This window comes from Serratia sp. AS12 (assembly GCF_000214195.1).
GTDB classification, from domain to species: domain Bacteria; phylum Pseudomonadota; class Gammaproteobacteria; order Enterobacterales; family Enterobacteriaceae; genus Serratia; species Serratia plymuthica.
Genome location: NC_015566.1, coordinates 3,129,152 through 3,152,153, shown reverse-complemented (window position 1 = coordinate 3,152,153; position 23,002 = coordinate 3,129,152). Strand labels below are relative to the sequence as shown.

Annotated in this window: 20 protein-coding genes; 17 read left to right on the top strand and 3 right to left on the bottom strand. The window is 59.2% G+C overall.

Going from position 1 to position 23,002, the window contains the following annotated elements:
* The first annotated feature begins 242 nt into the window (after positions 1-242).
* The 14 genes from SERAS12_RS14795 to SERAS12_RS14730 all read left to right on the top strand — a co-directional run bounded on the left by SERAS12_RS14795 (position 243) and on the right by SERAS12_RS14730 (position 16,007).
* The gene (locus SERAS12_RS14795) at positions 243-4,010 is read left to right on the top strand and encodes a nitrate reductase subunit alpha (RefSeq protein ID WP_013813411.1); all 3,768 of its coding nucleotides are present in this window, start codon (positions 243-245) and stop codon (positions 4,008-4,010) included.
* On the top strand, positions 4,007-5,551 hold the full coding sequence (narH, locus tag SERAS12_RS14790) for a nitrate reductase subunit beta (RefSeq protein ID WP_013813410.1): 1,545 nt from the start codon (positions 4,007-4,009) through the stop codon (positions 5,549-5,551). Before SERAS12_RS14795 ends, narH begins: the two co-directional genes overlap by 4 nt.
* Positions 5,548-6,270, top strand: a complete 723-nt coding sequence (gene narJ / locus SERAS12_RS14785; RefSeq protein ID WP_013813409.1) for a nitrate reductase molybdenum cofactor assembly chaperone — start codon at positions 5,548-5,550, stop codon at positions 6,268-6,270. Before narH ends, narJ begins: the two co-directional genes overlap by 4 nt.
* A 2-nt stretch (positions 6,271-6,272) precedes the next feature.
* The gene (gene narI, locus SERAS12_RS14780; protein WP_013813408.1) at positions 6,273-6,950 is read left to right on the top strand and encodes a respiratory nitrate reductase subunit gamma; all 678 of its coding nucleotides are present in this window, start codon (positions 6,273-6,275) and stop codon (positions 6,948-6,950) included.
* Positions 6,951-7,387: 437 nt separating this feature from the next.
* The gene (locus SERAS12_RS14775) at positions 7,388-8,395 is read left to right on the top strand and encodes a 3-oxoacyl-[acyl-carrier-protein] synthase III C-terminal domain-containing protein (protein WP_013813407.1); all 1,008 of its coding nucleotides are present in this window, start codon (positions 7,388-7,390) and stop codon (positions 8,393-8,395) included.
* Positions 8,392-9,408, top strand: coding sequence for an NAD(P)-dependent oxidoreductase (locus SERAS12_RS14770; protein ID WP_013813406.1), 1,017 nt, complete (start codon positions 8,392-8,394; stop codon positions 9,406-9,408). Before SERAS12_RS14775 ends, SERAS12_RS14770 begins: the two co-directional genes overlap by 4 nt.
* Positions 9,401-10,207, top strand: a complete 807-nt coding sequence (locus tag SERAS12_RS14765) for an MBL fold metallo-hydrolase (RefSeq protein ID WP_013813405.1) — start codon at positions 9,401-9,403, stop codon at positions 10,205-10,207. Before SERAS12_RS14770 ends, SERAS12_RS14765 begins: the two co-directional genes overlap by 8 nt.
* Positions 10,204-11,490 carry a F390 synthetase-related protein gene (locus SERAS12_RS14760; protein ID WP_013813404.1) on the top strand — a complete coding sequence of 429 codons (1,287 nt, stop codon included), beginning with the start codon at positions 10,204-10,206 and terminating at the stop codon, positions 11,488-11,490. Before SERAS12_RS14765 ends, SERAS12_RS14760 begins: the two co-directional genes overlap by 4 nt.
* On the top strand, positions 11,487-12,104 hold the full coding sequence (locus tag SERAS12_RS14755) for a phosphatase PAP2 family protein (protein WP_013813403.1): 618 nt from the start codon (positions 11,487-11,489) through the stop codon (positions 12,102-12,104). The genes SERAS12_RS14760 and SERAS12_RS14755 overlap by 4 nt, the downstream gene beginning before the upstream one ends.
* Positions 12,101-13,234 carry a sterol desaturase family protein gene (locus SERAS12_RS14750; RefSeq protein ID WP_013813402.1) on the top strand — a complete coding sequence of 378 codons (1,134 nt, stop codon included), beginning with the start codon at positions 12,101-12,103 and terminating at the stop codon, positions 13,232-13,234. Before SERAS12_RS14755 ends, SERAS12_RS14750 begins: the two co-directional genes overlap by 4 nt.
* Entirely contained in the window at positions 13,227-14,309 is a 1,083-nt protein-coding gene (locus tag SERAS12_RS14745) for an acyl-CoA desaturase (protein ID WP_013813401.1), read from the top strand. The genes SERAS12_RS14750 and SERAS12_RS14745 overlap by 8 nt, the downstream gene beginning before the upstream one ends.
* A complete protein-coding gene (locus SERAS12_RS14740; RefSeq protein WP_013813400.1) occupies positions 14,306-15,397 on the top strand; it encodes an acyl-CoA desaturase in 1,092 nt (363 codons plus the stop codon). Before SERAS12_RS14745 ends, SERAS12_RS14740 begins: the two co-directional genes overlap by 4 nt.
* 122 nt (positions 15,398-15,519) lie before the next feature.
* Positions 15,520-15,744 (top strand): hypothetical protein, encoded by a 225-nt coding sequence (locus SERAS12_RS14735; RefSeq protein ID WP_013813399.1) that lies wholly within the window; start codon positions 15,520-15,522, stop codon positions 15,742-15,744.
* On the top strand, positions 15,741-16,007 hold the full coding sequence (locus SERAS12_RS14730) for a hypothetical protein (protein ID WP_013813398.1): 267 nt from the start codon (positions 15,741-15,743) through the stop codon (positions 16,005-16,007). Before SERAS12_RS14735 ends, SERAS12_RS14730 begins: the two co-directional genes overlap by 4 nt.
* Before the next feature lie 10 nt (positions 16,008-16,017).
* On the opposite strand, the gene SERAS12_RS25700 is transcribed toward SERAS12_RS14730, so the two are convergent.
* From SERAS12_RS25700 to SERAS12_RS14720, 3 genes are read right to left on the bottom strand one after another with little or no spacing between them, the layout of a single operon-like run.
* A complete protein-coding gene (locus SERAS12_RS25700) occupies positions 16,018-16,167 on the bottom strand; it encodes a DUF2474 domain-containing protein (RefSeq protein ID WP_006325988.1) in 150 nt (49 codons plus the stop codon).
* Between the two features lie 14 nt (positions 16,168-16,181).
* Entirely contained in the window at positions 16,182-17,189 is a 1,008-nt protein-coding gene (cydB, locus tag SERAS12_RS14725; protein WP_013813397.1) for a cytochrome d ubiquinol oxidase subunit II, read from the bottom strand.
* 2 nt (positions 17,190-17,191) lie between these two features.
* On the bottom strand, positions 17,192-18,592 hold the full coding sequence (locus SERAS12_RS14720) for a cytochrome ubiquinol oxidase subunit I (protein ID WP_013813396.1): 1,401 nt from the start codon (positions 18,590-18,592) through the stop codon (positions 17,192-17,194).
* 144 nt (positions 18,593-18,736) lie between these two features.
* Here SERAS12_RS14720 and SERAS12_RS14715 point away from each other — a divergent pair, with 144 nt between their 5' ends.
* The 3 genes from SERAS12_RS14715 (at position 18,737) to SERAS12_RS14705 (ending at position 23,002) form a co-directional block, all read left to right on the top strand.
* Complete coding sequence (locus SERAS12_RS14715) at positions 18,737-20,173, top strand: PLP-dependent aminotransferase family protein (protein WP_013813395.1); 1,437 nt, start codon at positions 18,737-18,739, stop codon at positions 20,171-20,173.
* A gap of 136 nt (positions 20,174-20,309) precedes the next feature.
* Entirely contained in the window at positions 20,310-21,998 is a 1,689-nt protein-coding gene (locus SERAS12_RS14710; protein WP_013813394.1) for an ABC transporter substrate-binding protein, read from the top strand.
* Between the two features lie 47 nt (positions 21,999-22,045).
* Positions 22,046-23,002 (top strand): ABC transporter permease, encoded by a 957-nt coding sequence (locus SERAS12_RS14705; RefSeq protein ID WP_013813393.1) that lies wholly within the window; start codon positions 22,046-22,048, stop codon positions 23,000-23,002.

Genomic DNA, 23,002 nt, shown 5'->3' with positions numbered 1-23,002 from the left:
CCGACTTGTCGCTCCCCCCATCAAATGCAATCCCTCATTTTTTGCTTTTACTTTCAATAAACTAGCCTTCCTTCTCCTGATTATACTTTAGGGGTAGTCACGCTTGCGTCCCCGTTTATCTCCCTCCATTCCCTTGATCGCAATCAATTTGCCACTTTTGTCGCATCAGTAGGCTGGCGGCAGATTGAGCAACGTCATTCCTTATAACGATAAAGTATCAAAGCCCTTCAGGAGAACTCCGGATGAGCAAGTTTCTAGACCGTTTCCGCTATTTTAAGCAACTGGCGGAACCTTTCTCTGGCGATCATGGCCAGACGCTTAACACCAACCGCGACTGGGAAGACGGCTACCGCAGCCGCTGGCAGCACGACAAGATTGTGCGCTCGACCCACGGAGTGAACTGCACCGGCTCTTGCAGTTGGAAGATTTACGTCAAAAACGGCCTGGTGACCTGGGAAACCCAGCAGACCGATTACCCGCGCACCCGCCCCGATCTGCCCAACCATGAACCGCGAGGTTGCCCACGCGGCGCCAGCTATTCCTGGTATCTGTACAGCGCCAACCGACTGAAATATCCGTTGATGCGTAAACGCCTGATCGCACTGTGGCGTGAGGCGAAGGCGCTGCACAGCGATCCGGTCGATGCCTGGGGCTCTATCGTCTCCGACCCCGAAAAGTCGAATAGCTATAAGGTCGCCCGCGGGCGCGGCGGCTTTGTGCGCTCCAGTTGGCAGGAGGTGAATGAACTGATCGCCGCCTCCAACGTGTACACCGCCAAAACCTTCGGCCCGGACCGCATCATCGGTTTCTCGCCGATCCCGGCGATGTCGATGGTGTCCTACGCCGCCGGCGCCCGTTATCTGTCGCTGATTGGCGGCACCTGTCTGAGCTTCTACGACTGGTATTGCGATCTGCCACCGGCTTCACCGATGACCTGGGGCGAGCAGACCGACGTGCCGGAATCTGCCGACTGGTACAACTCCTCCTATATCATCGCCTGGGGCTCTAACGTGCCGCAGACTCGCACTCCGGATGCCCATTTCTTCACCGAAGTGCGCTACAAAGGCACCAAAACCGTTGCGGTGACGCCGGACTACGCCGAAGTGGCCAAGCTGTGCGACCAATGGTTGAACCCCAAGCAGGGGACCGACAGCGCTATGGCGCTGGCGATGGGCCACGTGATGTTGAAAGAATTCCACCTGGATCGCGAGGTCGGTTATTTCCGCGACTATGTGCGCCGCTACACCGATATGCCGATGCTGGTCGTGCTGGAGCCGCGTGAAGCCGGGTATTACGCCGCCGGCCGCCTGCTGCGCGCCGCCGATCTGGTGGACGGGTTGGGGCAGGAAAACAATCCGGAGTGGAAAACCGTTGCTATCGACCAGCGCAGCGGCGAACTGGTGGCACCGCAAGGGTCCATCGGTTTCCGCTGGGGCGAGCAGGGCAAATGGAACCTGGAACAGCGTGAAGGCAAGGGCCAACAGGAAGTGGATCTGCAGCTCAGCCTGATGGGCGCTCATGACGAGATAGCCGAGGTGGGCTTCCCGTATTTTGGCGGCATAAAAGCCGAGGGCGAGCACTTTAACAGCGTGGCGCTGGACGAGATTCTGTTGCACAAGCTGCCGGTAAAACGTCTGCGTCTTGCGGACGGCAGCGAGGCGTTGGTCACCAGCGTCTACGATCTGACCCTGGCCAACTACGGGTTGGAACGTGGTCTGGACGACGCCAACTGTGCCGCGAACTACGACGACATCAAAGCTTACACGCCGGCCTGGGCCGAGCAGATCACCGGCGTGTCGCGCCACAACATTATCCGCATCGCCCGCGAATTCGCCGACAACGCCGAGAAAACCCGTGGCCGCTCAATGATTATCGTCGGGGCCGGTGTCAATCACTGGTACCACATGGACATGACCTACCGCGGCCTGATCAACATGCTGATCTTCTGCGGTTGCGTTGGCCAAAGCGGCGGCGGCTGGGCGCACTATGTCGGCCAGGAAAAACTGCGGCCGCAAACCGGTTGGCTGCCGCTGGCGTTCGGTCTCGACTGGCAACGCCCGCCGCGCCACATGAACAGCACCTCATTCTTCTATAACCACTCAAGCCAATGGCGATATGAAACCGTCGGAACCGAAGAGCTGTTGTCGCCGCTGGCGGACAAGTCGCGTTTTGGCGGCAGCCTGATCGATCTCAACGTGCGTGCCGAACGCATGGGCTGGCTGCCTTCTGCGCCACAGCTGGGCGTTAACCCGCTGCATCTGGCGGTACAGGCGAAAGCCGCCGGGCAGACGCCGGTAGATTTCACCGTCGACGCGCTAAAAACGGGGCGGCTTGGCTTCGCCGCCGAGCAACCGGACAACCCGCAGAACTTCCCGCGTAACCTGTTCGTCTGGCGCTCCAACCTGTTGGGCTCTTCCGGCAAGGGCCATGAGTACATGCTCAAATACCTGCTGGGCACTGAGAACGGCATCCAGGGCAAGGATTTGGGCCAACAGGGCGCTGCCAAGCCGCAGGAAGTGGAATGGCTGGATAACGGCGGTGAAGGCAAGTTGGATCTGGTGGTGACGCTCGATTTCCGCATGTCCAGCACCTGCCTTTACTCTGACATCGTGCTGCCGACCGCTACCTGGTACGAAAAAGACGACATGAATACCTCGGATATGCATCCGTTCATTCACCCGCTGTCGGCGGCGGTCGATCCGGCCTGGGATTCCAAGAGCGACTGGGAGATCTATAAGGGCATCGCCAAAGCCTTCTCCGAGGTGTGCGTTGGGCATCTGGGCCAGGAAACCGACGTGGTGACGCTGCCAATCCAACACGACTCCCCGGCAGAGCTGGCGCAACCTTATGGCGTGAAAGACTGGAAGAAGGGCGAATGCGACCTGATTCCCGGGAAAACCGCGCCGCACATCATGGTGGTGGAGCGTGACTACCCGGCTACCTACGAGCGCTTTACCTCGCTGGGGCCGCTGCTGGACAAGCTGGGCAACGGTGGCAAGGGCATCACCTGGAATACCCAGACTGAAGTCGATTTCCTCAAAAAACTCAACTATGTGAAAACCGAAGGCCCGGCGGTGGGCCGGCCGAAGATTGAAAGCGCGATCGACGCCGCTGAGGTGATTTTGTCGCTGGCGCCGGAAACCAACGGGCAGGTAGCGGTCAAGGCGTGGGAAGCGCTGGGTAACATTACCGGCCGCGATCACCGCCATCTGGCGCTGAACAAGGAAGATGAAAAGATCCGCTTCCGCGATATCCAGGCCCAGCCGCGCAAAATCATCTCCAGTCCCACCTGGTCAGGGTTGGAAGATGAGCATGTGTCGTATAACGCCTGTTACACCAACGTGCATGAGTTGATCCCTTGGCGCACCCTCAGCGGTCGCCAGCAGTTGTATCAAGATCACGAATGGATGCGTGCCTTTGGCGAAAGCCTGCTGGTGTATCGCCCGCCGATCGACACCCGCGCCGCGCAGCCGCTGCTGAACCGGAAGCCGAACGGCAACAAAGAGAAGGCGCTGAATTTCCTGACGCCGCACCAGAAATGGGGCATTCACTCCACCTACAGCGACAACCTGCTGATGCTGACCCTGTCGCGCGGCGGGCCGATTGTCTGGATGAGTGAAGACGACGCCCAGGATCTGGGCATCAAGGACAACGACTGGATCGAGGCCTTTAACGCCAACGGCGCGCTGACCGCGCGTGCGGTGGTCAGCCAGCGCATTCCGGCGGGCATGACCATGATGTACCACGCACAGGAGCGCATCGTGAATATTCCCGGTTCGGAAATCACCAGCCAGCGTGGCGGCATCCACAATTCGGTGACCCGCGTTTGCCCGAAACCGACCCACATGATCGGCGGTTATGCGCAGTTGGCCTACGGCTTCAACTATTACGGCACCGTCGGTTCCAACCGCGACGAGTTCGTGGTGGTACGCAAAATGAACCGGATCGACTGGTTAGACGGTGAAGGCAACGACGACTCGCAGGGCAGCCGGCAGGAGAAAGCAAAATGAAAATTCGTTCGCAAGTCGGCATGGTGCTGAACCTGGACAAATGCATCGGTTGCCACACCTGTTCGGTGACCTGCAAAAACGTCTGGACCAGCCGTGAGGGTATGGAATACGCCTGGTTCAATAACGTGGAAAGCAAACCGGGCGTCGGCTATCCGCACGCCTGGGAAGATCAGGACAAATGGAAGGGCGGCTGGATCCGTAAAATCAACGGCAAACTGGAACCGCGCATGGGCAGCCGCGTCGGGCTGCTGTCGAAGATTTTCGCCAACCCGGATGTGCCGGCGCTGGACGACTATTACGAGCCGTTCGACTACGACTACCAGAATCTGCATACCGCGCCGCAGGGCAAGCATCAGCCGATCGCCCGGCCACGCTCGCTGATCACCGGCCAGCGCATGAAGAAGATCGAAAATGGCCCGAACTGGGAGGAGATCCTCGGCGGCGAATTCGAAAAGCGCTCGCAGGACAAAAACTTCGACAACATGCAGAAGGCGATGTACGGGCAGTTCGAAAACACCTTCATGATGTATCTTCCGCGCCTGTGCGAACACTGCCTCAACCCGGCCTGCGTCGCCACCTGCCCGAGTGGGGCGATCTACAAGCGCGGCGAAGACGGCATTGTGCTTATCGATCAGGATAAATGCCGCGGCTGGCGCATGTGCCTGACCGGTTGCCCGTACAAGAAAATCTATTTCAACTGGAAGAGCGGCAAGTCCGAGAAATGCATCTTCTGTTATCCGCGCATTGAATCCGGCCAGCCGACGGTATGTTCGGAAACCTGCGTCGGCCGTATCCGGTATCTGGGCGTGCTGCTGTATGACGCCGACCGCATTGAACAGGCTGCCGCGGCCGAGCATGAGAAAGACCTTTACCAGAGCCAACTGGACATCTTCCTCGATCCGCATGACCCGGCGGTGATTGCCCAGGCATTGAAGGATGGCATTCCGCAAGGCGTGATCGAATCTGCTCAACAGTCGCCGGTATACAAAATGGCGATGGATTGGAAGCTGGCGCTGCCGTTGCACCCGGAATATCGCACGCTGCCGATGGTGTGGTACGTGCCGCCGTTGTCGCCGATCCAGTCCGCCGCAGATGCCGGTGAGCTGGCGCACAGCGGCGTCCTGCCGGACGTGGAAAGCCTGCGTATCCCGGTGCAATATCTGGCGAACCTGCTGACCGCCGGCGATACCGTGCCGGTGCTGCTGGCGCTGAAACGCATGTTGGCGATGCGCCACTACAAACGCGCGGAAACCGTGGACGGCGTGGTGGACATCAGCGCGCTGGAGCAGGTGGGGCTGAGCGAAGCGCAGGCGCAGGAAATGTATCGCTATCTGGCGATCGCCAACTATGAGGACCGTTTCGTTATCCCGTCCAGCCACCGCGAACTGGCGCGAGAAGCCTTCCCGGAAAGCAAAGGCTGCGGTTTCAGTTTTGGCGACGGTTGCCACGGCAGTGACGGTAAATTCAACCTGTTCAACAGCCGCCGCATCGACGCTATCGATGTGACGCAGAAAACCGACCGTCAGAAGGATATCTCATGATTAGCCTGAAAGTGATTGCTCGCCTGCTGGATTACCCGGAACAGGCATTGTTTGACCACCAGAAGGCGCTAATCGAGGCGCTGGAGCCGGCCAACGAGCTGGATTTGCACCGCAGTGCGCAGCTGATTCTGTTTATTCGCCGCTTCTGCGCCCGCCCGCTGCTGGACGTGCAGGCTGAATACTGCGAGCTGTTCGACAGGGGCCGCGCCACCTCGCTGCTGTTGTTTGAACACGTGCACGGCGAATCACGCGATCGCGGTCAGGCGATGGTCGATCTGATGGCGCAATACCGCACTGCCGGGCTGGAGATCGACAGCCGCGAGTTGCCGGATTTCCTGCCGTTGTATCTGGAGTATCTCGCCAGCCGCAGTCAGGCGCAGGCGGCTGAAGGGTTGCAGGATATCGCTCCAATTCTGGCGCTGCTCGGGGCCCGGTTGCAGCAGCGCGAAAGCCCGTATGCGCTGCTGTTTGATCTGTTGCTGACGCTGTCCGGCACCGGGGTCAACAGCGCCAGCCTGGAGAGCCAGGTGGCGGGCGAGGCCAGGGACGATACGCCGCAGGCGCTGGATGCGGTGTGGGAAGAGGAACAGATCAGGTTTTTAGGTGAGCAGGGCTGCGCTTCGGCACAGCAGACGGCGCACCAGCGGCGTTTTGCCGGCGCCGTGGCACCGCAGTATCTGGACCTGACAGAGGCGCTAACCGGAACCCAAGGACGCTAATCATGCAATTTTTGAATCTGTTCTTCTTCGATATTTACCCCTATCTGGCGGGGGCGATTTTCCTCATCGGCAGTTGGCTGCGCTACGATTACGGGCAATACAGCTGGCGCGCCGGTTCCAGCCAGATGCTGGATAAAAAAGGTGTGCGTCTGGCCTCCAACCTGTTTCACATCGGTATTTTGGGCATCTTCGCCGGGCATTTTCTCGGTATGCTGACGCCGCACTGGATGTATGAGTCCTTCCTGCCTATAGATGTGAAGCAGAAATTGGCGATGATCGCCGGTGGTGCCTGCGGCGTGATGACGCTAATTGGCGGCGCGCTGCTGTTGAAACGCCGTCTGACCAATCCGCGAGTGCGCGCCACCAGCAGCTTTGCCGATATCATGATCCTGACGTTGCTGGTGGTGCAGGTATGCCTTGGTCTGCTGACCATTCCGTTCTCCGCCCAGCATATGGACGGCAGCGAGATGATGAAACTGGTGGCCTGGGCGCAGGCGGTGGTGACTTTCCATGTCGGAGCATCACATTACCTGGCGGACGTAGCGCCGATCTTTAAACTGCATCTGGTGCTGGGCATGACGCTGTTCGTGCTGTTCCCGTTCTGCCGCCTGGTGCATGTCTGGAGCGTGCCGGTGGAATACCTGACTCGCCGTTACCAACTGGTGCGCAACCGCCGCTAAGCATCGCAACACCAGAATCAATACGGCAAGATCCCTCACTTGTCATCAAACACAAATGCACCTTAATCGGTGCATTTCAGACTGCTGACAAAGCCTGTTATTAGGGAGAGCGTGCCGAAGGGGTCGTAACGGCCTTGGCCGTCGGAGCGCCCCTCGGTGCGCTAGGCCCGAGTATCTCGGGCTCAAAGACCACTTTGTCATCAACCTCAAATGCACCTTAATCGGTGCATTTTTGCTTTCTTGCCCTGACGTCAATATCTCAGTATTGTGACATTCACTGCCAGCGGATGCCGGTTAACAGCTATCATAATTACAATCAATAATCCCTCTGCCGAGGGGTATTTTGGGACTTAAAACCGGGGATGACCTGCCGCCGTCGCCATGCCGACAGCGTCGGGAGGTCGCTTTATGGATATTCAGGTTACTTATTAATAATAATGACAATACACTCTGGTTCACCCGCTTTGTTACCTCTCAAAGTCATCGCCACCGGCGTGGCTTTACCGCCAAACTGCGTAGCATCCTCCGCGCTGGACAGCCTGCTGGGCAAACCGGCCGGCTATGTCGAAAAACGCTCGGGGATAGTTCACCGTTTTCACGCCACCGACGACGCCAGTCAGGCCGAACTGGCCGCTGCCGCATTGCATGACGCCTTGGCCTGTCACTCGCTTCACGCGCACTCGATTGACCTGCTGATTTCCGCTTCGGCGATTTCTGTCCAGGCGCTACCTTGCACCGCCGCGCACATTCTCAAGGTGGCCGGACTGGCGCCAGGCACCCCAGGTTTTGACATCAACAGCAGTTGCGTAAGCTTTATCTCCGCCCTACAGGTGGCCGCCGGACTGCTGAATGCCGGCACCTACCGGCGCATTGCCATAGTGTCGGCGGATTTGGCTTCGCGCGGCATCGATTGGGAGCACGAGGAGTCCTCGCTGATCTTTGGCGACGGCGCGGCCTGCGCCATTGTCGAACGCGGTGACGGTACCAGCGGCATTCTGGCGAGCCGGGTGGAAACCTATCCGGAGGGCAGCGAGCTGTGCGAGATCCGCGCGGGTGGTACCCGCCGCAACCCACGTGCCGGCATGACCGGCAGCGATTTCCTGTTCCATATGCAGGGCAAACAGCTGTTCAGGCAGGCTTCGGCATTAATCGAGGGCTATCTTGCCCGCCTGCTGGCTGCCGGCGGGCTGACACTGGCGCAAATCGCCACCGTGGTGCCGCATCAGGCGAGCCATCTTTCGCTCGAACACATGCGCAAGCGCCTGCACGTTTCCAACGAGGTGCTGGTGGATATTTATCCCTACCACGGCAATCAGGTCGCGGCATCCATTCCTACGGCGCTGCACGCTGCGGTCACTCAAGGCCGCTTTAACCCCGGCAAGCCGGTGATGCTGATCGGTACCGCCGCCGGGCTGTCGCTGGCCGGCATGGTGCTGCTGCCATGAAGGTGCTGGTTACCGGGGCCACCAGCGGCCTGGGGCGCAATGCGGCGCAGTGGTTGCTGGAGGAGGGTCATCAGGTGCGCGCCACCGGGCGCGACAGCCAGGCCGGACAGGGGTTGCGTCAGATGGGCGCCGAATTTGCCCCGCTGGATTTGGCGCAGGCTACGGTGGAGCAATGCAGACAACTGATGGCCGGCTGCGATTGGGTCTGGCACTGCGCGGCAAAATCTTCACCCTGGGGCGACAAAAACGAGTTCTATCAGGCCAATGCTACCGCGACGGAAAAACTGGCGGAGGCGGCCGGTCAGTGCGGCATCCGGCGTTTTATTCATATTTCCACCCCGGCGATTTACTTCGATTTTCGCCCGCATCAGGATGTTGATGAGGGTTACCGCGCCCGCCGCTTCGCCAACCATTACGCAGGCAGCAAGTATGCCGCCGAACAGCGGTTGCAGGCGCTGGTACCGCGCTACCCGCAAACTACCTACGTTATTCTGCGCCCCAGGGGCCTGTTTGGGCCGCACGACCGGGTGATTGTGCCGAGGGTGTTGCAACAGCTCGAACGCGATGGCGGCGTGTTGCGCTTGCCCAGCGGAGGGCGGGCGATGCTGGACCTGACGTTTGTGTTGAACGTGGTGCATGCGATGGACCTGGCCAGTTGCCGGCCCCGGTTGGTATCCGGCGCGGTTTACAACATCACCAATCACCAGCCGCAGCAGTTGGCTGACATGCTGCATGCCTTGTTGCACCAGCAGTTGGGGCTGAATTACCGACTGCAAGCGGTGCCGTACCCGTTGCTCTACGCGTTGGCCGGCGGGCTTGAACTGTTGGCTCGCTTTACCGGCAAAGAACCGCTGCTGACGCGCTACAGCGTGGCGGCGGTGCATTTCGATATGACGCTGAGCCAAACCCGCGCCGTTGAAGAGCTGGGCTATCGGCCGCGCTATTCGATGGAAGAGGGGATCCGCCTGACCGGCGAGTGGCTTAAAAACCCGCGGGGGGCGAACAATGGCTAAGGTCAGGGTCTTTGAAGTGGGCTATTGCACCCACATTGGCTGCATGGCGCTGCGCGGGGCGGGGTTCCGGGTGTGTAAATTCCCGGCGCGCGCCTACCTGCTTGAGGTGGGGAACCGCCGCTGGCTGTGGGATACCGGCTATGCGCGCTATTTCCAGCAACAAACGCAGTCGGGCATTTTTCGCCTTTACCGCCATATGACGCCGGTCTATTTCGATCCCGCAGAGTCGCTGGCGCAGCAGTTGCGCGCCGCCGGCTATGCCGCCGACGATATTCAGGGGCTGATTGTTTCGCACTTTCACGCCGACCACATTGCCGGGTTGCGCGATTTTAGCCAACTCGAGTTTATCTGTTCCGGTGAAGGCTGGCAGCAAACCCGCACACTGCGTGGCTTCGCTGCGTTAAAACGCGCTTTTATCCCCGGATTGATCCCCGACGATTTCGAGAGTGGCCTGCACTTTATCGAGGGCTTTCCGCAGGTGAGTTTGCCTGCGCTGCTGGCACCTTTTGAGCGGGGATATGTGCTGCCGGGCAGCAAAGGGCAGATCCTGCTGGTGCCGTTACCCGGTCATGCGGCGGGCCATATCGGCGCGTTTATTCTTACCGAGAGCGGCTGGACGCTGTTGGCCAGCGATGCCGCCTGGTCGCCATTGAGCTATCAGCAACTGCGAGGGCCTTCCGTGCTGGCCAATCTGGTGATGGACGATCCCAAGGGCTATTACCGCACGCTGGAACGGCTGAACCAACTGTGGGTGGGCGGCAACGTGAACATTCTTCTGTGCCACGAGGGGGATCTATGATCCCGTTAATGACGCTGTGGCACTATTTCCGCGCCCGACGCTTAATCTTTGCCGATCGCGCGGCACTGGAGGCGCACCAGGCTAAACGGCTTAAGGTCTTCGCCCGCCGGGTGCTGGCGAGAAGCCCCCACTTCAGGCGCTTCAGCCGGCAACCGATCGCCACCTGGCCGCGGATGGACAAGGCGCTGATGATGGCGCAGTTCGACCAAATGAATACCGCCGGATTGCAGCGTGACGTGTTGCTTGCCTGTGCGCAGCGCAGCGAGGCGGAGCGGGATTTCACGCCAAAAATCGGTCAATACAGCGTTGGGTTGTCTTCCGGCACCTCTGGGCAGCGCGGCATATTTGTCGTCAGCCCGCGCGAGCAGCAAGTCTGGGCCGGCGGCATGTTGGCGAAGATGCTGCCGGACGGGTTGTTTGCCGGCGAACGCGTCGCGCTGTTTCTGCGGGCGGACAATAACCTCTATCAGAGCGTCAATAATCGCTGGTTGAGCCTGGCGTTCTACGATCTGTTTGCCCCGTTTTCCGCGCAGTTGCCGCGCCTGGAGCAGCAGGCGCCCACCCTGATTGTGGCGCCGGCTCAGGTACTGCGCGCGTTGGCGTTGGCGGTGATGAAAAAACAGATCGTCCTCAACGTGAAAAAAGTGATTTCGGTGGCGGAGGTGTTGGAGGAACAGGATCGCCGCTTGCTGGCACAGGTTTTTCCAGCGGTGGGCGAAGTGTATCAGGCCACCGAGGGATTCCTGGCCGCCACCTGTGCGCACGGCACGCTGCATCTGAACGAAGAGTTTTTGCATATTGAACCGCAGTGGATCGATGAGCACCGTTTTACCCCCTTGATCACCGACTTTACCCGCAGCACCCAGCCGATAGTGCGTTATCGGTTGGATGACGTGCTGGTCAGGCGACCCGAACCCTGCCCGTGCGGGCAGCCGACGATGGCGCTAGCCCGTATTGAAGGGCGCAGGGACGATCAACTGATTCTGCCGGATAGGCAGCGGCAACCCAAGGTGGTCTTTGCCGACTTGTGCAGCCGGGCGATAGCCAATGCGCTGCCGCTAACCAGCGACTATCGGCTGATTCAACACGCGCAACGGCGTTTGCAATTGATTGCCGATTGTACCCAGGCTGAGTTGGCGCATTGTCAGGCGCACCTGGTCGAGGTGCTCGGCCAACAGGGCATTGCTACCGACCTGCTGGAGTGGCAATTAACGGTACAGGCGGTGATGCCGGAATTTGACAGAAAAAGACGGCGGATCATCCGTTTGGCGGGGATGGCATGAAAATACTCCTGTTTCGGCTAGGGCAAATGTTGTTGGGCTGGGGATTTGTTGGGGTTATTTATTCCAGCGCCGATCGGTGGCAAGGGGCGGGGCAACTGATATCGCCTTCGGCGATCGATCGCTGGATCCCCTTCAGCCCGGCTGCCGTTTGGCTGTATCTGTCTTTCTTTATCCTCATTCCGCTGGGGTATTTGCTGGCACCGGCTCATCGGGTCAAATGGCTGGCAACGGCCATGCAACTGACCGCTTTGGGGGCCGGCGCCATATACCTGCTGTGGCCGACCACGATGGCATATCCGGTGGATAGCGGCACCGGTTTAAGCTCTGAGGTGCTGGCGGCACTGATTGGGGTAGATTCACCGCAAAATTGTCTGCCCTCGTTGCATATGGCGCTGACGGTGCTGGCGGTTTGGGCGCTCAGCGACCGGCAGCGTAAGGTGAGGACGGTGCTTTTGGTGGTTTGGGCGGCGGCGATCGCCGTTTCAATTTTGCAACTGCGCCGCCATTTGTTTGTCGATCTGGCGAGCGGGGCGCTACTGGCGTGGCTGGCCGGCTGGCTGGCCCTGCACATTAAAGGCGCCCGGCGAGATAGGGTAAAAGGAGAGGCAGGATGAGCGATTTAGCCATGCCGATAGTGTTCATGCTGTTTGTCGTCGTCGGCGAAGCCGGGATATTGCAGTGGGTGCAACGGCAGCGGGTCAACTGGCATGACGTGGTGTTCAATTTGAATTCCGGTCATATCATGCTGTGGCTGTTCCGCGGGCTGGAGATCACCTGCTACGGCTATGTGGCCGCGCATTTCAGCTTGGGCCTGCTGGACACCTGGCCGCCGCTGTTGATGTGGTTGTTTGCGCTGTTGGCATGGGATTTCGGTTTTTACTGGCTGCACCGCTTGCACCATTATCTGCGGGTGTTGTGGGCGGTACACGTGGTGCACCATCAGGGCGAGCATTTCAATCTGTCGCTGGGGGTCCGTAACTCCTGGTATTCGTCGCTGACCTCGATACCGTTCTTCTTACTGCTGGCGCTGGTGGGCGTGCCGCTGACGGTGTTTGTCACGGTCTCGATCCTGCATTACAGCATCCAGCTGTTTAACCATAATGCCCTGACGCCCCGGCTTGGCGTGCTGGAGAAAATTCTGGTCACTCCGGCCCACCACCGGGTACATCATGTCAAAGACCTGGCCTATTCGAACAAGAACTTCGGCGGCAGTTTTATTTTCTGGGACAAGCTGTTCGGCACTTTTTGCCCGAGCCTGCCTGAAACGCCGTTTGTCTACGGTGTCAGTGGGGATAAAGCGTCCGCCAACCCGTTTTGGGCCAGTAACCTGCCGTTCTTGCGTTATTTCCGCCTTGCGTGGCGCCCGACAGCGGCGAACGTTAGCTTCCGCTGTTCGGCATTCAGCCTGTTCAGCGGCGCGATGCTGTTATTTACCCTGGTGATTGGCTATGTCGACCAGTATGGCTACGGCTACGCCGACATTCACTGGCCGCAAATGGCGCTACTGGCGTTGCTGGCGCTGGGATCGGTTGCGTTGGGTGGCATGTCGGAAGGACGCGGCTGGGCGATTGTCGCCTGGCTGCTGGTGACGCTGGGAATTGTGTTGCTGTTTATGGGGTATCTTGGCTGGCCGCAACGCTATTGGCACATCACCATGGCGGCTACCGCGCTGCATGCCCTGTGCGTGGCACTGGGCTGGGGGCGGAAAGTAGCGCTTGCACCGGAGGAAGAGCCCGATGGCTGACACTCTTTCGCCGCTGAGTTTCCCCGCAGCCGGGGAACAGGCGTTTCATCGCGCGCTTAAGCGTGCGGCGCATGCTTATCTGGCGGATGACCATCGCTACGCCGACGCTGGACGGCTGGCGTTGGCGACACTGCTGCTGGCGTTGTGCGGCGGTTTTTATGCCTTGGCGCTGATGCAGCAGCAGGCGTGGGCGTTTTTCGGCTGCTATTTCCTGTTTGTGATGATGGGGATGCTGCTTAATGTGAATGTGAATCACGACGCCTCGCACAATGCCTTTCTGCGCGCCCCCTGGGCGAACCGTCTGGTAGGGCGGCTGGTGACGCTGCCATTGGGGGTGGATCCGGATTACTGGCGGGTACGCCATGTGGAGTATCACCACGTTTACGCCAACGTTGAACATTACGATCTGGACACCGAGGAGAACGGTTTCTTCCGCCAGACGCCTTTCCAGCGCTGGCGCAAGCATATGCGTTATCAGCACCTTTACTGGCCGCTGATCGCCGCGCTCTCCTTGCCCTATATCGCCTGGATTTTTGACTGGTCGGATCGCCTGGGCAAAACCCCGCTGCATGAAAAGAACATTTTACCGGGGCGTGGCGGTTGGGCGGTGTTTATCCTGTGCAAGCTTGGACATCTGTTGTTGGTGCTGGGCGTGCCGCTGGTGCTGTGCCAACACAATGGCATTGGCTGGCCGTGGGTATTGCTGACCTACACGCTCAGCCAGATGTGCGCCTCGCTGCTGGTGGTGTTCTTGTTACTGGGCACCCATTGGGCGCAGGCCGAGTTTTACCCTGTGCCTGAGGGGACGAACATGCCGCACGGTTGGTATCGTCACAACTTCGCCACCGCCTGTGACTGGCTGACGTCCCCGCGCTGGCTGCAGCATTTGACCGGTGGGCTGAATTATCACCTGACCCACCATCTGTTCCCCGGCTGGAATCACCGCCATTATCCGGCGCTGGCCAACATTGTGGCGCAGTTGGCCGCACAGCACGGTATGGAATACCGCTGTATCGGCTATCGCGAACTGCTGGCGCAACAACAGCAGTTTTTACGCCGCATGGGGCAACCATGAAGCCGCTGCGTCCGCTGACTTTCCGGCGCGATGATGCCGGGCTGCATCGTGCATTGATGCAGGCGGCCCATGACTATCTGGCCGGCAATCGCGACCACCGTTTCGCCGATGTCGGCATGTTGGCGAAGGTGGCGGTGCTGCTGGCGCTGTGTGCGTTCTGTTATGTTGTTGGCCTGCAGCAGCAGAACGTCTGGGCCTATTTCGCCTGCTATTTCGGCTTTATCTTTATCGGCATGTTTCTGACGGTAAACGTGGTGCACGATGCTTCGCACAACGCGTTTTTCAAACGGCCCTGGGCCAACCGCTGGCTGAACGGCCTGGTCAGCATCCCGCTCGGGCTGGACTCTGATTGCTGGCGGGTGCGGCACGTTATTTTTCATCATGCGCACAACAATATCGAACACTACGATCCCGATATCGACGCCAACGGCGTGCTGCGTCAGACGCCGTTCCAGCGCTGGAAACCCTTTATGCGCGCACAGCGATATTACTGGCCGTTGGTGGCAGCCATGACATTCCCGTATTACATCTGGTTGTTCGACTGGTTGGATCGGGCAGGAAGAACCCGGGTGGCGGCACGGATGGCGCAGCAAGGGGCGCGCGGCTGGGGCATTTTTCTGGCCGGCAAAGCGGCGCATTTTCTTCTGGCGCTGGCGATCCCGGGTTATCTGCTGCCACCGGAGATCGGCATCAGCGAGATCCTGCTGGTTTATCTGCTGAGCCAGATGCTCTCTTCGCTGCTGTTCGTGATGCTGATCATCGGCACCCACTGGGCCAAGGCGAAATTTTATCAGGCGCCGGAGCAGGGGGCGTTGCCGCACGGCAGATATCGCCACGTGTTCGCCACCACCTTTGACTGGCGCACCCGGCCGCGCTGGCTGGGGTATTGGCTGGGCGGGGCGAACCTGCATCTGACGCATCACCTGTTCCCGCACTGGAGCCACCGGCATTATCCTGCGTTGAGCCGCATCATTGCCGAGGTGGCGCCGCGCTATGGTATCGACTATCGGGTGCTTGAACTGGGGGAGTTGCTGCGGTTACAGCAGCGTTTTCTCAGCGAGATGGGGCGAAAACCGCCGCAGTCATGATTGAGGGGTTATGTTGTCGCAACCCGCTGAATTTGCGAGACGTTACGTAGTTCACTAATTGAACGATTCGTGCCGGTAAAGTAGACTCTATACCACTGACGGACAGCCACAGGAGGTGGAATATGCGTAGTTTGCCGATTCGTTTATCAAATAAGATTGATGATGATCTAAACGATATAGCCCGGCGTCATGGGATGGAGAAAACCGATGTGATCAAGATGGCTTTTGCGCTGATCGCCATTGCCGACAAGCACTGGATGAAACAGGATGGGACGTCCCTTGGCATCGTGCGAGAGAAGGGAGAACAGCTGGAGGCCGTAGGGCAAGTCGTGGGGATCTTCCCATGAGCGCAGCAGACACAAATCTGCGGGATGAGGCCGGCAGAGTTTACCTGGAACAGGTGTTGGTGTTTGACGAAATGGAGCGGCTGCGGTTGGCGCGTCAGGTGCTGTGCGGGATTTTTGTGATAAGCGTGGGCGTTTTTATTGCCCACGCTTATTGGGATCAAAGCGAGCCTATCAGGCAAGTGTTCGAGTTGTTGAAGATCGGTGCCTTGCCTTTGGTCACGCTGGTGATTTCCTTTTACTTTCCTAACAGCGCGACCCGATAAACACTATCGGTCAGTGCGACTTCATGCCCGCCGCAGTCATCAATAGGCGGAACAGCGAGGCGACCAGAAACAACCCCAGCACGCTGGCGCTCCAGATGATCACCAGCCAGCCGACGCGTTTCCACCAGGGAGTGGGTGCGGTTGCGGTTTTATCGTTCATGCTCTCCTCCCTCATCAGTGATAGCCATGTTCATGGCTGACCTTGCCCCGGAACACGTAGTAGCTCCAGAAGGTGTAAACCAAAATAATCGGAATGATAAACAGCGCGCCAACCAGCATAAAGCCGAGGCTTTGCGGCGGGGCAGCGGCGTCCCACAGGGTGATGGACGGCGGGATCAGCAGCGGCCAGATGCTGATGCCCAATCCACTCAGGCCGAGGAACACCAGCAGCAACGTCAGCAAGAACGGCGAGTAGTGCGCCGCACTTTTCACTCCGCGCTGGATGCCCCAGGCGCTGAGTAGCACCAGTACCGGCACCGGCAGCAGCACGAACAGGTTTGGCAATGTAAACCAGCGGCTGGCGATTTCCGGATGAGCAATTGGCGTCCAGATACTGACCACCGCCAGCACCAGCAGCAGCGTTACCAGCAGCGGCGTCGCCAGCCGGTACATGCGCGCTTGCAGGTCACCGGCGGTTTTCATCACCAGCCAGGTGCAGCCGAGCAGGGCATAGGTCACGACCAACCCCAGCCCGCAAAACAGCGCGAAAGGCGTCAGCCAGTCGAGCGCACCACCTGCATAGCTGCGGCCGCTAACCGGGAAACCGTTGATGATGGCGCCCACGACGACCCCCTGGCTGAAGGTAGCGAACAGCGACCCCCAAATAAACGCCTTGTCCCAAATATGGCGTTTCTCTTCTTTGGCTTTAAAGCGGAACTCAAAGGCCACGCCGCGGAAGATCAGCCCGAACAGCATCAGCGTAAGCGGGATCGCCAGCGCGTCGAGGATCACCGCGTAAGCCAGCGGGAAGGCACCGAACAGCGCCGCGCCGCCCAACACCAGCCAGGTTTCGTTGCCGTCCCAGACCGGGGCGACGGTGTTCATCATCACATCGCGGTCATGGCTGTTCTTAACCCACGGGAACAGGATGCCGATACCTAAATCAAAGCCGTCCATTACCACGTACATCATGGTGCTGAACACGATGATCACAAACCAAATCAGCGGAAGATCAATGCCCATGCTCAGCTCCTGTCATCCAGAGTTTCTTTCACCGCAGACAGCGGACGCGCCGGCCGGCCTTCGGTGTCATCTTCTTTGTGTTCATTCTGCTGCGGTCCTTTACGGATCAAGCGCATCATGTAGGAATACCCCACCCCGAACACCGAACAGTAAACGACGATAAACGCCAGCAGGCTGATGCTCATGTGCAGGTCGCCGTGCGCAGAAACGGCGTCCTTGGTGCGCAACAGGCCATACACCACCCACGGTTGTCGGCCGATTTCGGTCGTGAACCAGCCCGCCAGCAGCGCTATCAACCCGGAGGGTCCCATCCACAGAATGAAATAGAGGAAAGGCCGTGACCGGTACAGTCCGCCGCGCCAGCGCAGCCACAGGCTCCATACCCCGGCGAGGATCATCAGCATCCCGAGCGCCACCATGATGCGGAACGACCAGAACACCACGGTGGAGTTCGGGCGGTCCTCCGGCGGGAAGGATTTCAGCGCCGGCACCTGTTCGGTCAGGCTGTGGGTCAGGATCAGGCTACCGAGATAGGGCACTTCCAACTTGAAACGCGTTTCTTCGCGCTGCATATCCGGCCAGCCGAACAGGATCAGCGGCGTGGCCTCGCCCGGAGGGTTTTCCCAGTGGCCTTCGATGGCGGCGATCTTCGCCGGCTGATATTTCAGCGTATTCAGGCCGTGGGCATCCCCGATCATTGCCTGCACCGGCGCGACGATCAGCGCCATCCACATCGCCATCGACAGCATTTTGCGCATTGCCGGCGTGTCGCGCCCGCGCAGCAGGTGCCAGGCGGCGGAAGCGCCGACAAAGAAGGCCGAGGACAGGAAAGCGGCGGTCGACATGTGCAGCAGACGGTACGGGAATGACGGGTTGAAGATCACCTTCAGCCAGTCGACCGGCACCACCTGGCCGTTGATGATTTCGTGTCCCTGCGGGGTTTGCATCCAGCTGTTGGACGCCAGGATCCAGAAGGTGGAAATCAGCGTGCCGAGGGCCACCATGCAGGTAGCGAAGAAGTGCAGGCCAGGGCCGACGCGGTTCCAGCCGAACAGCATTACCCCCAGGAAACCAGCCTCAAGGAAGAAGGCGGTCAGTACTTCGTAGGTCAGCAGCGGGCCGGTTATGCTGCCGGCGAACTCAGAGAAGAAACTCCAGTTGGTGCCGAACTGGTAGGCCATCACCAAACCGGAAACTACGCCCATGCCGAAGTTGACGGCGAAAATTTTGGACCAGAAATGGTACAGGTCGCGATAGGCTTCATTGCGTGTTTTCAGCCACATTCCTTCCAGCACGGCCAGATAACTGGCCAGGCCGATGGTAATCGCAGGAAAAAGGATATGGAAAGACACGGTGAAGGCAAACTGTATTCTGGCAAGTTCCAGTGCATCAAGACCCAGCATGGCGCCTCCTTGGGGTGGACATAAAATAACCTCTTCAGTATAGCTGTAATTTTTTTGTGGAAAGCTTGGCGTCAAGTTAAGCACGGAGTACAGTGACTATAATAGTGACAGTTATTTCACTTTTTCATATAACAGTTAGGGCTTATGACCAGATACGAGCAGCTTGCGCAACAGATTCGCGAACAAATTCAGAACCGGGTGTGGCGGGCGGGAGACAAGCTGCCTTCACTGCGAGAGAGCGGCAAGCGGGCCGGTCTCAGCCTGATGACGGTGGTGCAGTCGTACCAGTTGCTGGAGAGCCAGGGCTGGATCGTCGCCCGGCCGCAGTCCGGCTACTACGTGGCGGCGCGCCCGCAGCCGCTGCCGCAGCCGGTGCGCGGCGAGAAGATGTTGTTGAGCGAGCAGGTGGACATCAACACCTTTGTTTTCGATGTGTTGCAGGCGTGCAAGGATCCGGAAATCGTCCCTTTTGGCTCGGCATTTCCCGACGCCACGTTGTTTGCCCAGCCGAAGCTGGCACGGGCGCTGAGCAGCGTGGCGCGCAAGTTTACGCCGCACAGCTCACTGGCCAATCTGCCGCCCGGCAACGATGCGTTACGGCGTAACATCGCCCAGCGTTATGCGCTGAGCGGCATGCAGGTGGCTCCGGACGAGATAGTGATTACCGCCGGGGCAATGGAGTCACTGAGCCTCAGCCTGCAGGCGGTGACCCAGCCGGGCGATTACGTGGCGATTGAATCGCCGGCCTTTTACGGTGCGTTGCAGGCGCTCGAACGGCTGCGGCTGAAGGCGGTGGCGATCGCCACCCATCCGCAAGACGGTATCGATCTGGACGCGCTGGAGCAGGCGCTGGAGCAGTATCCGATCAAGGCCTGTTGGCTGATGACCCACTTCCAGAACCCGCTGGGTGCCACGATGCCGGACGAGAACAAGCAGCGGCTGGTTTCCTTGCTGCGCGAACGGCAGATCTCGTTGATTGAGGACGATGTTTACGGTGAGCTGTACTTCAGCGCAGAACGGCCGCTGCCGGCCAAGGCGCTGGACAACGGCGGCCAGATCCTGCACTGCTCGTCGTTTTCCAAATGCCTGGCACCGGGGTTTCGCGTAGGCTGGGTGGCGGCGGGGCGCTACGCACAGCAGATCCAGCGGCTGCAACTCATGAGCACCGTATCGACCAGCGTGCCGACCCAGATGGCGATTGCCGACTACCTGCTGCACGGTGGCTACGATACCCACCTGCGGCGTTTGCGGCGCCTGCTGGCCCAGCGCCAGAGCATGATGCGTCAGGCGATTGCCCACCATTTTCCGCCCACCGTGAAGGTCAGCCAGCCCGACGGCGGCTACTTCCTTTGGCTGGAGCTGGATCCTGCGCTGTCGTCGATGGAGCTGTACCAGCGTGCACTGGCGCTGGGGGTGAGCATCGCGCCGGGCAGAATGTTCACCACCGGCAATCATTTCAACCACTGTTTCCGCCTGAACGCCTCTTTTGACTGGAGCGACAAGCATGAGGCGGCGATCAAAACCTTAGCCAAACTTATCCGGCAGCTCGAACCGGCAGGCTGCACAGCGCCGCGCCGGTAAGCATCGCAATAGAAAAATTCATAATGCTTTATCCGGCAATGGAATGCCGGTTTCGTTGTTAGACAGCCCTCCGGTCGCCCATTACTCTGCGATAAATTTTGTCACATTTTATCAACGGGCAGACAAGGGGCAGTGAGTGGGCAGAATAAAAAACAAGATAAACAAACTGTTGCAAAAACGGCTGGCACCATTGGCGATAGCCTGTGCCGTGGGCCTGGTCTTCAGCGCTCAGGCTGAACTCCTGACGGAAGGCATTACCTTTGCAACCGATGCAAGCCAGGTACCGGCGGCCGCCAAGCTGCGTAAAGATACCGTGGTGGCCGGTATTCTCGAACCTCAGGGCAATTTTAACCCTTATCTGTTTACCAACGGTTGGGACGAGAACGTTACCGACGTGATCTTCACACGGCTGATTGGCCTGGACAGCCAGGGCAAACCGGTGGCGCGGTTGGCAGAATCCTGGCAGATCAGCCCGGACAACCGGGTGTATACCCTCAAGCTACGCGCCAACCTGGTCTACAGCGACGGCTCGCCGATGAAGGCTGAAGACATCGCTTTTACCCTGACGCTGCTGCACGATCCGGCCTATGACGGTGACACCGACATTGCTCCGGCGCACATCCAGGGCGGCGCGGAATACAAAAACGGCACCGCACCCAGCATCAGCGGGCTGAAGGTTGTCGACGATCGCACTATTCAAATTACCACCACCCAGCCGGGGGCGACTACCTTGCAACTGATTGGCGGGCCGGTGCTGTCGAAAGCCTATTACGGCAAGGATTACCAGCGCGGCAAACTGGAGAGCGTACGTGCGCTGAACGGCAAGCCATTGGGGAACGGGCCTTATATTTACGATAAATACGTGCCGGGGCAGGAGATCCGTTTCCACGCCAACCCGAACTTCTACCTCGGTCAGCCAGCCGTGGCGCGCTTTATTTACCGCGTGACCAACCCCGCCACCAACTTCCAACTGTTCCAGACCGGCGAAACCGATTACGACGCCTTCACTGCCAAGCCGGACGATATTGAGCAGTTAAAGCTGCTCGGCTTTGCCAACATCAATCTCTACAGCTCCAGCGACTACAGCCGTATTGATTTCAACTTTAAGCGGCCGGCGTTGCAGGATGCACGCGTGCGGCAGGCCTTAATCTACGGGCTGGACCGCCAAAAGCTGATTACGGTGGTGTATCAGGGGTACGGCACTGTGGCTAATGAGCCGATCTCTCCCGTTTCCTGGGCTTACGATCCGCAGGGGATTAATCCGTACGCCTACGACGTCAACAAAGCGAAGCAATTGCTGGATCAGGCTGGCTGGAAACCGGGCGCGGATGGCATTCGCCAAAAAGACGGCAAAAAGCTGGAGCTGACGCTGCTGGTGACCAAAAAGCTGCTGAATGACGCGCTGGTGCCGATCGCCAAAGACAACTATCGGCAGATTGGCGTGCTGCTCAAACCGCAGGTACTGGATTTCAACGCCTTGTTGGCACAGCGCAAGGCAGGGAATTATGACCTGGCATCGCTCAGCACTAGCGGGCTGAATGACCCGCATGACGGGGTGCGTGATTTCATCAGCCAGGTGAGTGAAACCGGCTATAACAACCCGCAGGTGGACAAGCTGATCGGCCAGGCCAACGCTACGCTGGATATCGGGCAACGCAAGCCGTTGTACCACCGGCTGTATCAGGCGTTGGCCGAAGATCCACCGGTGATCCTGTTGGGTAACCGCAAAGTGCTCAGCGCCAGCAGCGCCCGCGTCACCGGCTTTAAACCGGACGTTTACAACGGTCTGACCGGCAGCCTGCCGGACGTCAAACTGGCTCAGTAACGGCAAGCACCGCCGCGCTCCCTTGCGCGGCGGTGATGGAAAACACCATGAGAAATTTTATCCTGCGCCGCCTGCTGCAAACCATTCCGATGCTGCTGCTGGCATCACTCCTGATCTTCTTTATCTTCGCGCTGACCCCCGGCGACTTTATTGACGGCAACATCAACCTGACACCGCAGCGTGCCGCCGAACTGCGGGCGTTGTATGGGTTGGACCAGCCGTTGCTCATCCGCTATTGGCACTGGCTCGGCCAGTTGCTGCAAGGCAATCTCGGCTTTTCGCTGCAATACCAAATCCCGGTCAGCACGCTGTTGAACCAGTACATCTGGAACTCGTTCCTGCTGGCTTCGGTGGCGCTGGTGCTGTACTGGGGCATCGCGCTGGCGGTGGGGGTGGCTTCGGCGATGAAACCCTATTCGCTGTTCGATCATCTGGTCACGGTGGCGGTGTTCGGTGCCATGTCGTTCCCGACGTTTTTCCTCTGCCTGCTGTTGATTAAATGGTTCGCCGTCGATCTGCATTGGCTGCCGGCGGGCGGCATGCTGCGTACCGGCAGCGAGGCGACCGGGCTGGCGTGGGTGCTGGAAGTGGCGGCGCACCTGCTGTTGCCGGTATTGGCGCTGGTGATGTTGCAGGCCGGCACCCTGACGCGCTATTTCCGCGCCAGCATGCTGGACGTTATCCGCATGGACTATATCCGCACCGCGCGCGCCAAAGGGCTTAAAGAAAAAACGGTGATCGTCAAACATGCGCTGCGCAATGCGCTGTTGCCGATCATCACGCTGTTGGGGTTTGAGCTGCCGGCGCTGTTTTCCGGTGCGCTGATCACCGAAAAGATCTTCAACTGGCCGGGCGCGGGGCATATTCACATCGACTCGCTGGCCGCGCGCGACTATCCGGTACTGATGGGCTTTACGCTGTTTCTGGCGGTGCTGACCATTTTGGGCAACCTGCTGGCGGACATTCTGTACGCCTATGCCGACCCACGAATTCGTTTGAGGTAA

Excerpts from the sequence above, each read along its gene's own strand:
- SERAS12_RS14770 (WP_013813406.1), top strand. The coding sequence starts at position 8,392 with ATGAAGGTGCTGGTTACCGGGGCCACCAGCGGCCTGGGGCGCAATGCG.
- SERAS12_RS14760 (WP_013813404.1), top strand. The coding sequence starts at position 10,204 with ATGATCCCGTTAATGACGCTGTGGCACTATTTCCGCGCCCGACGCTTA.
- SERAS12_RS14715 (WP_013813395.1), top strand. The coding sequence starts at position 18,737 with ATGACCAGATACGAGCAGCTTGCGCAACAGATTCGCGAACAAATTCAG.
- SERAS12_RS14705 (WP_013813393.1), top strand. The coding sequence starts at position 22,046 with ATGAGAAATTTTATCCTGCGCCGCCTGCTGCAAACCATTCCGATGCTG.
- narI (WP_013813408.1), top strand. The coding sequence starts at position 6,273 with ATGCAATTTTTGAATCTGTTCTTCTTCGATATTTACCCCTATCTGGCG.
- SERAS12_RS25700 (WP_006325988.1), bottom strand. The coding sequence starts at position 16,167 with ATGAACGATAAAACCGCAACCGCACCCACTCCCTGGTGGAAACGCGTC.
- SERAS12_RS14735 (WP_013813399.1), top strand. The coding sequence starts at position 15,520 with ATGCGTAGTTTGCCGATTCGTTTATCAAATAAGATTGATGATGATCTA.
- narJ (WP_013813409.1), top strand. The coding sequence starts at position 5,548 with ATGATTAGCCTGAAAGTGATTGCTCGCCTGCTGGATTACCCGGAACAG.
- SERAS12_RS14775 (WP_013813407.1), top strand. The coding sequence starts at position 7,388 with ATGACAATACACTCTGGTTCACCCGCTTTGTTACCTCTCAAAGTCATC.
- SERAS12_RS14795 (WP_013813411.1), top strand. The coding sequence starts at position 243 with ATGAGCAAGTTTCTAGACCGTTTCCGCTATTTTAAGCAACTGGCGGAA.
- SERAS12_RS14730 (WP_013813398.1), top strand. The coding sequence starts at position 15,741 with ATGAGCGCAGCAGACACAAATCTGCGGGATGAGGCCGGCAGAGTTTAC.
- SERAS12_RS14765 (WP_013813405.1), top strand. The coding sequence starts at position 9,401 with ATGGCTAAGGTCAGGGTCTTTGAAGTGGGCTATTGCACCCACATTGGC.
- SERAS12_RS14750 (WP_013813402.1), top strand. The coding sequence starts at position 12,101 with ATGAGCGATTTAGCCATGCCGATAGTGTTCATGCTGTTTGTCGTCGTC.
- SERAS12_RS14740 (WP_013813400.1), top strand. The coding sequence starts at position 14,306 with ATGAAGCCGCTGCGTCCGCTGACTTTCCGGCGCGATGATGCCGGGCTG.
- narH (WP_013813410.1), top strand. The coding sequence starts at position 4,007 with ATGAAAATTCGTTCGCAAGTCGGCATGGTGCTGAACCTGGACAAATGC.
- SERAS12_RS14720 (WP_013813396.1), bottom strand. The coding sequence starts at position 18,592 with ATGCTGGGTCTTGATGCACTGGAACTTGCCAGAATACAGTTTGCCTTC.
- SERAS12_RS14745 (WP_013813401.1), top strand. The coding sequence starts at position 13,227 with ATGGCTGACACTCTTTCGCCGCTGAGTTTCCCCGCAGCCGGGGAACAG.
- SERAS12_RS14755 (WP_013813403.1), top strand. The coding sequence starts at position 11,487 with ATGAAAATACTCCTGTTTCGGCTAGGGCAAATGTTGTTGGGCTGGGGA.
- cydB (WP_013813397.1), bottom strand. The coding sequence starts at position 17,189 with ATGGGCATTGATCTTCCGCTGATTTGGTTTGTGATCATCGTGTTCAGC.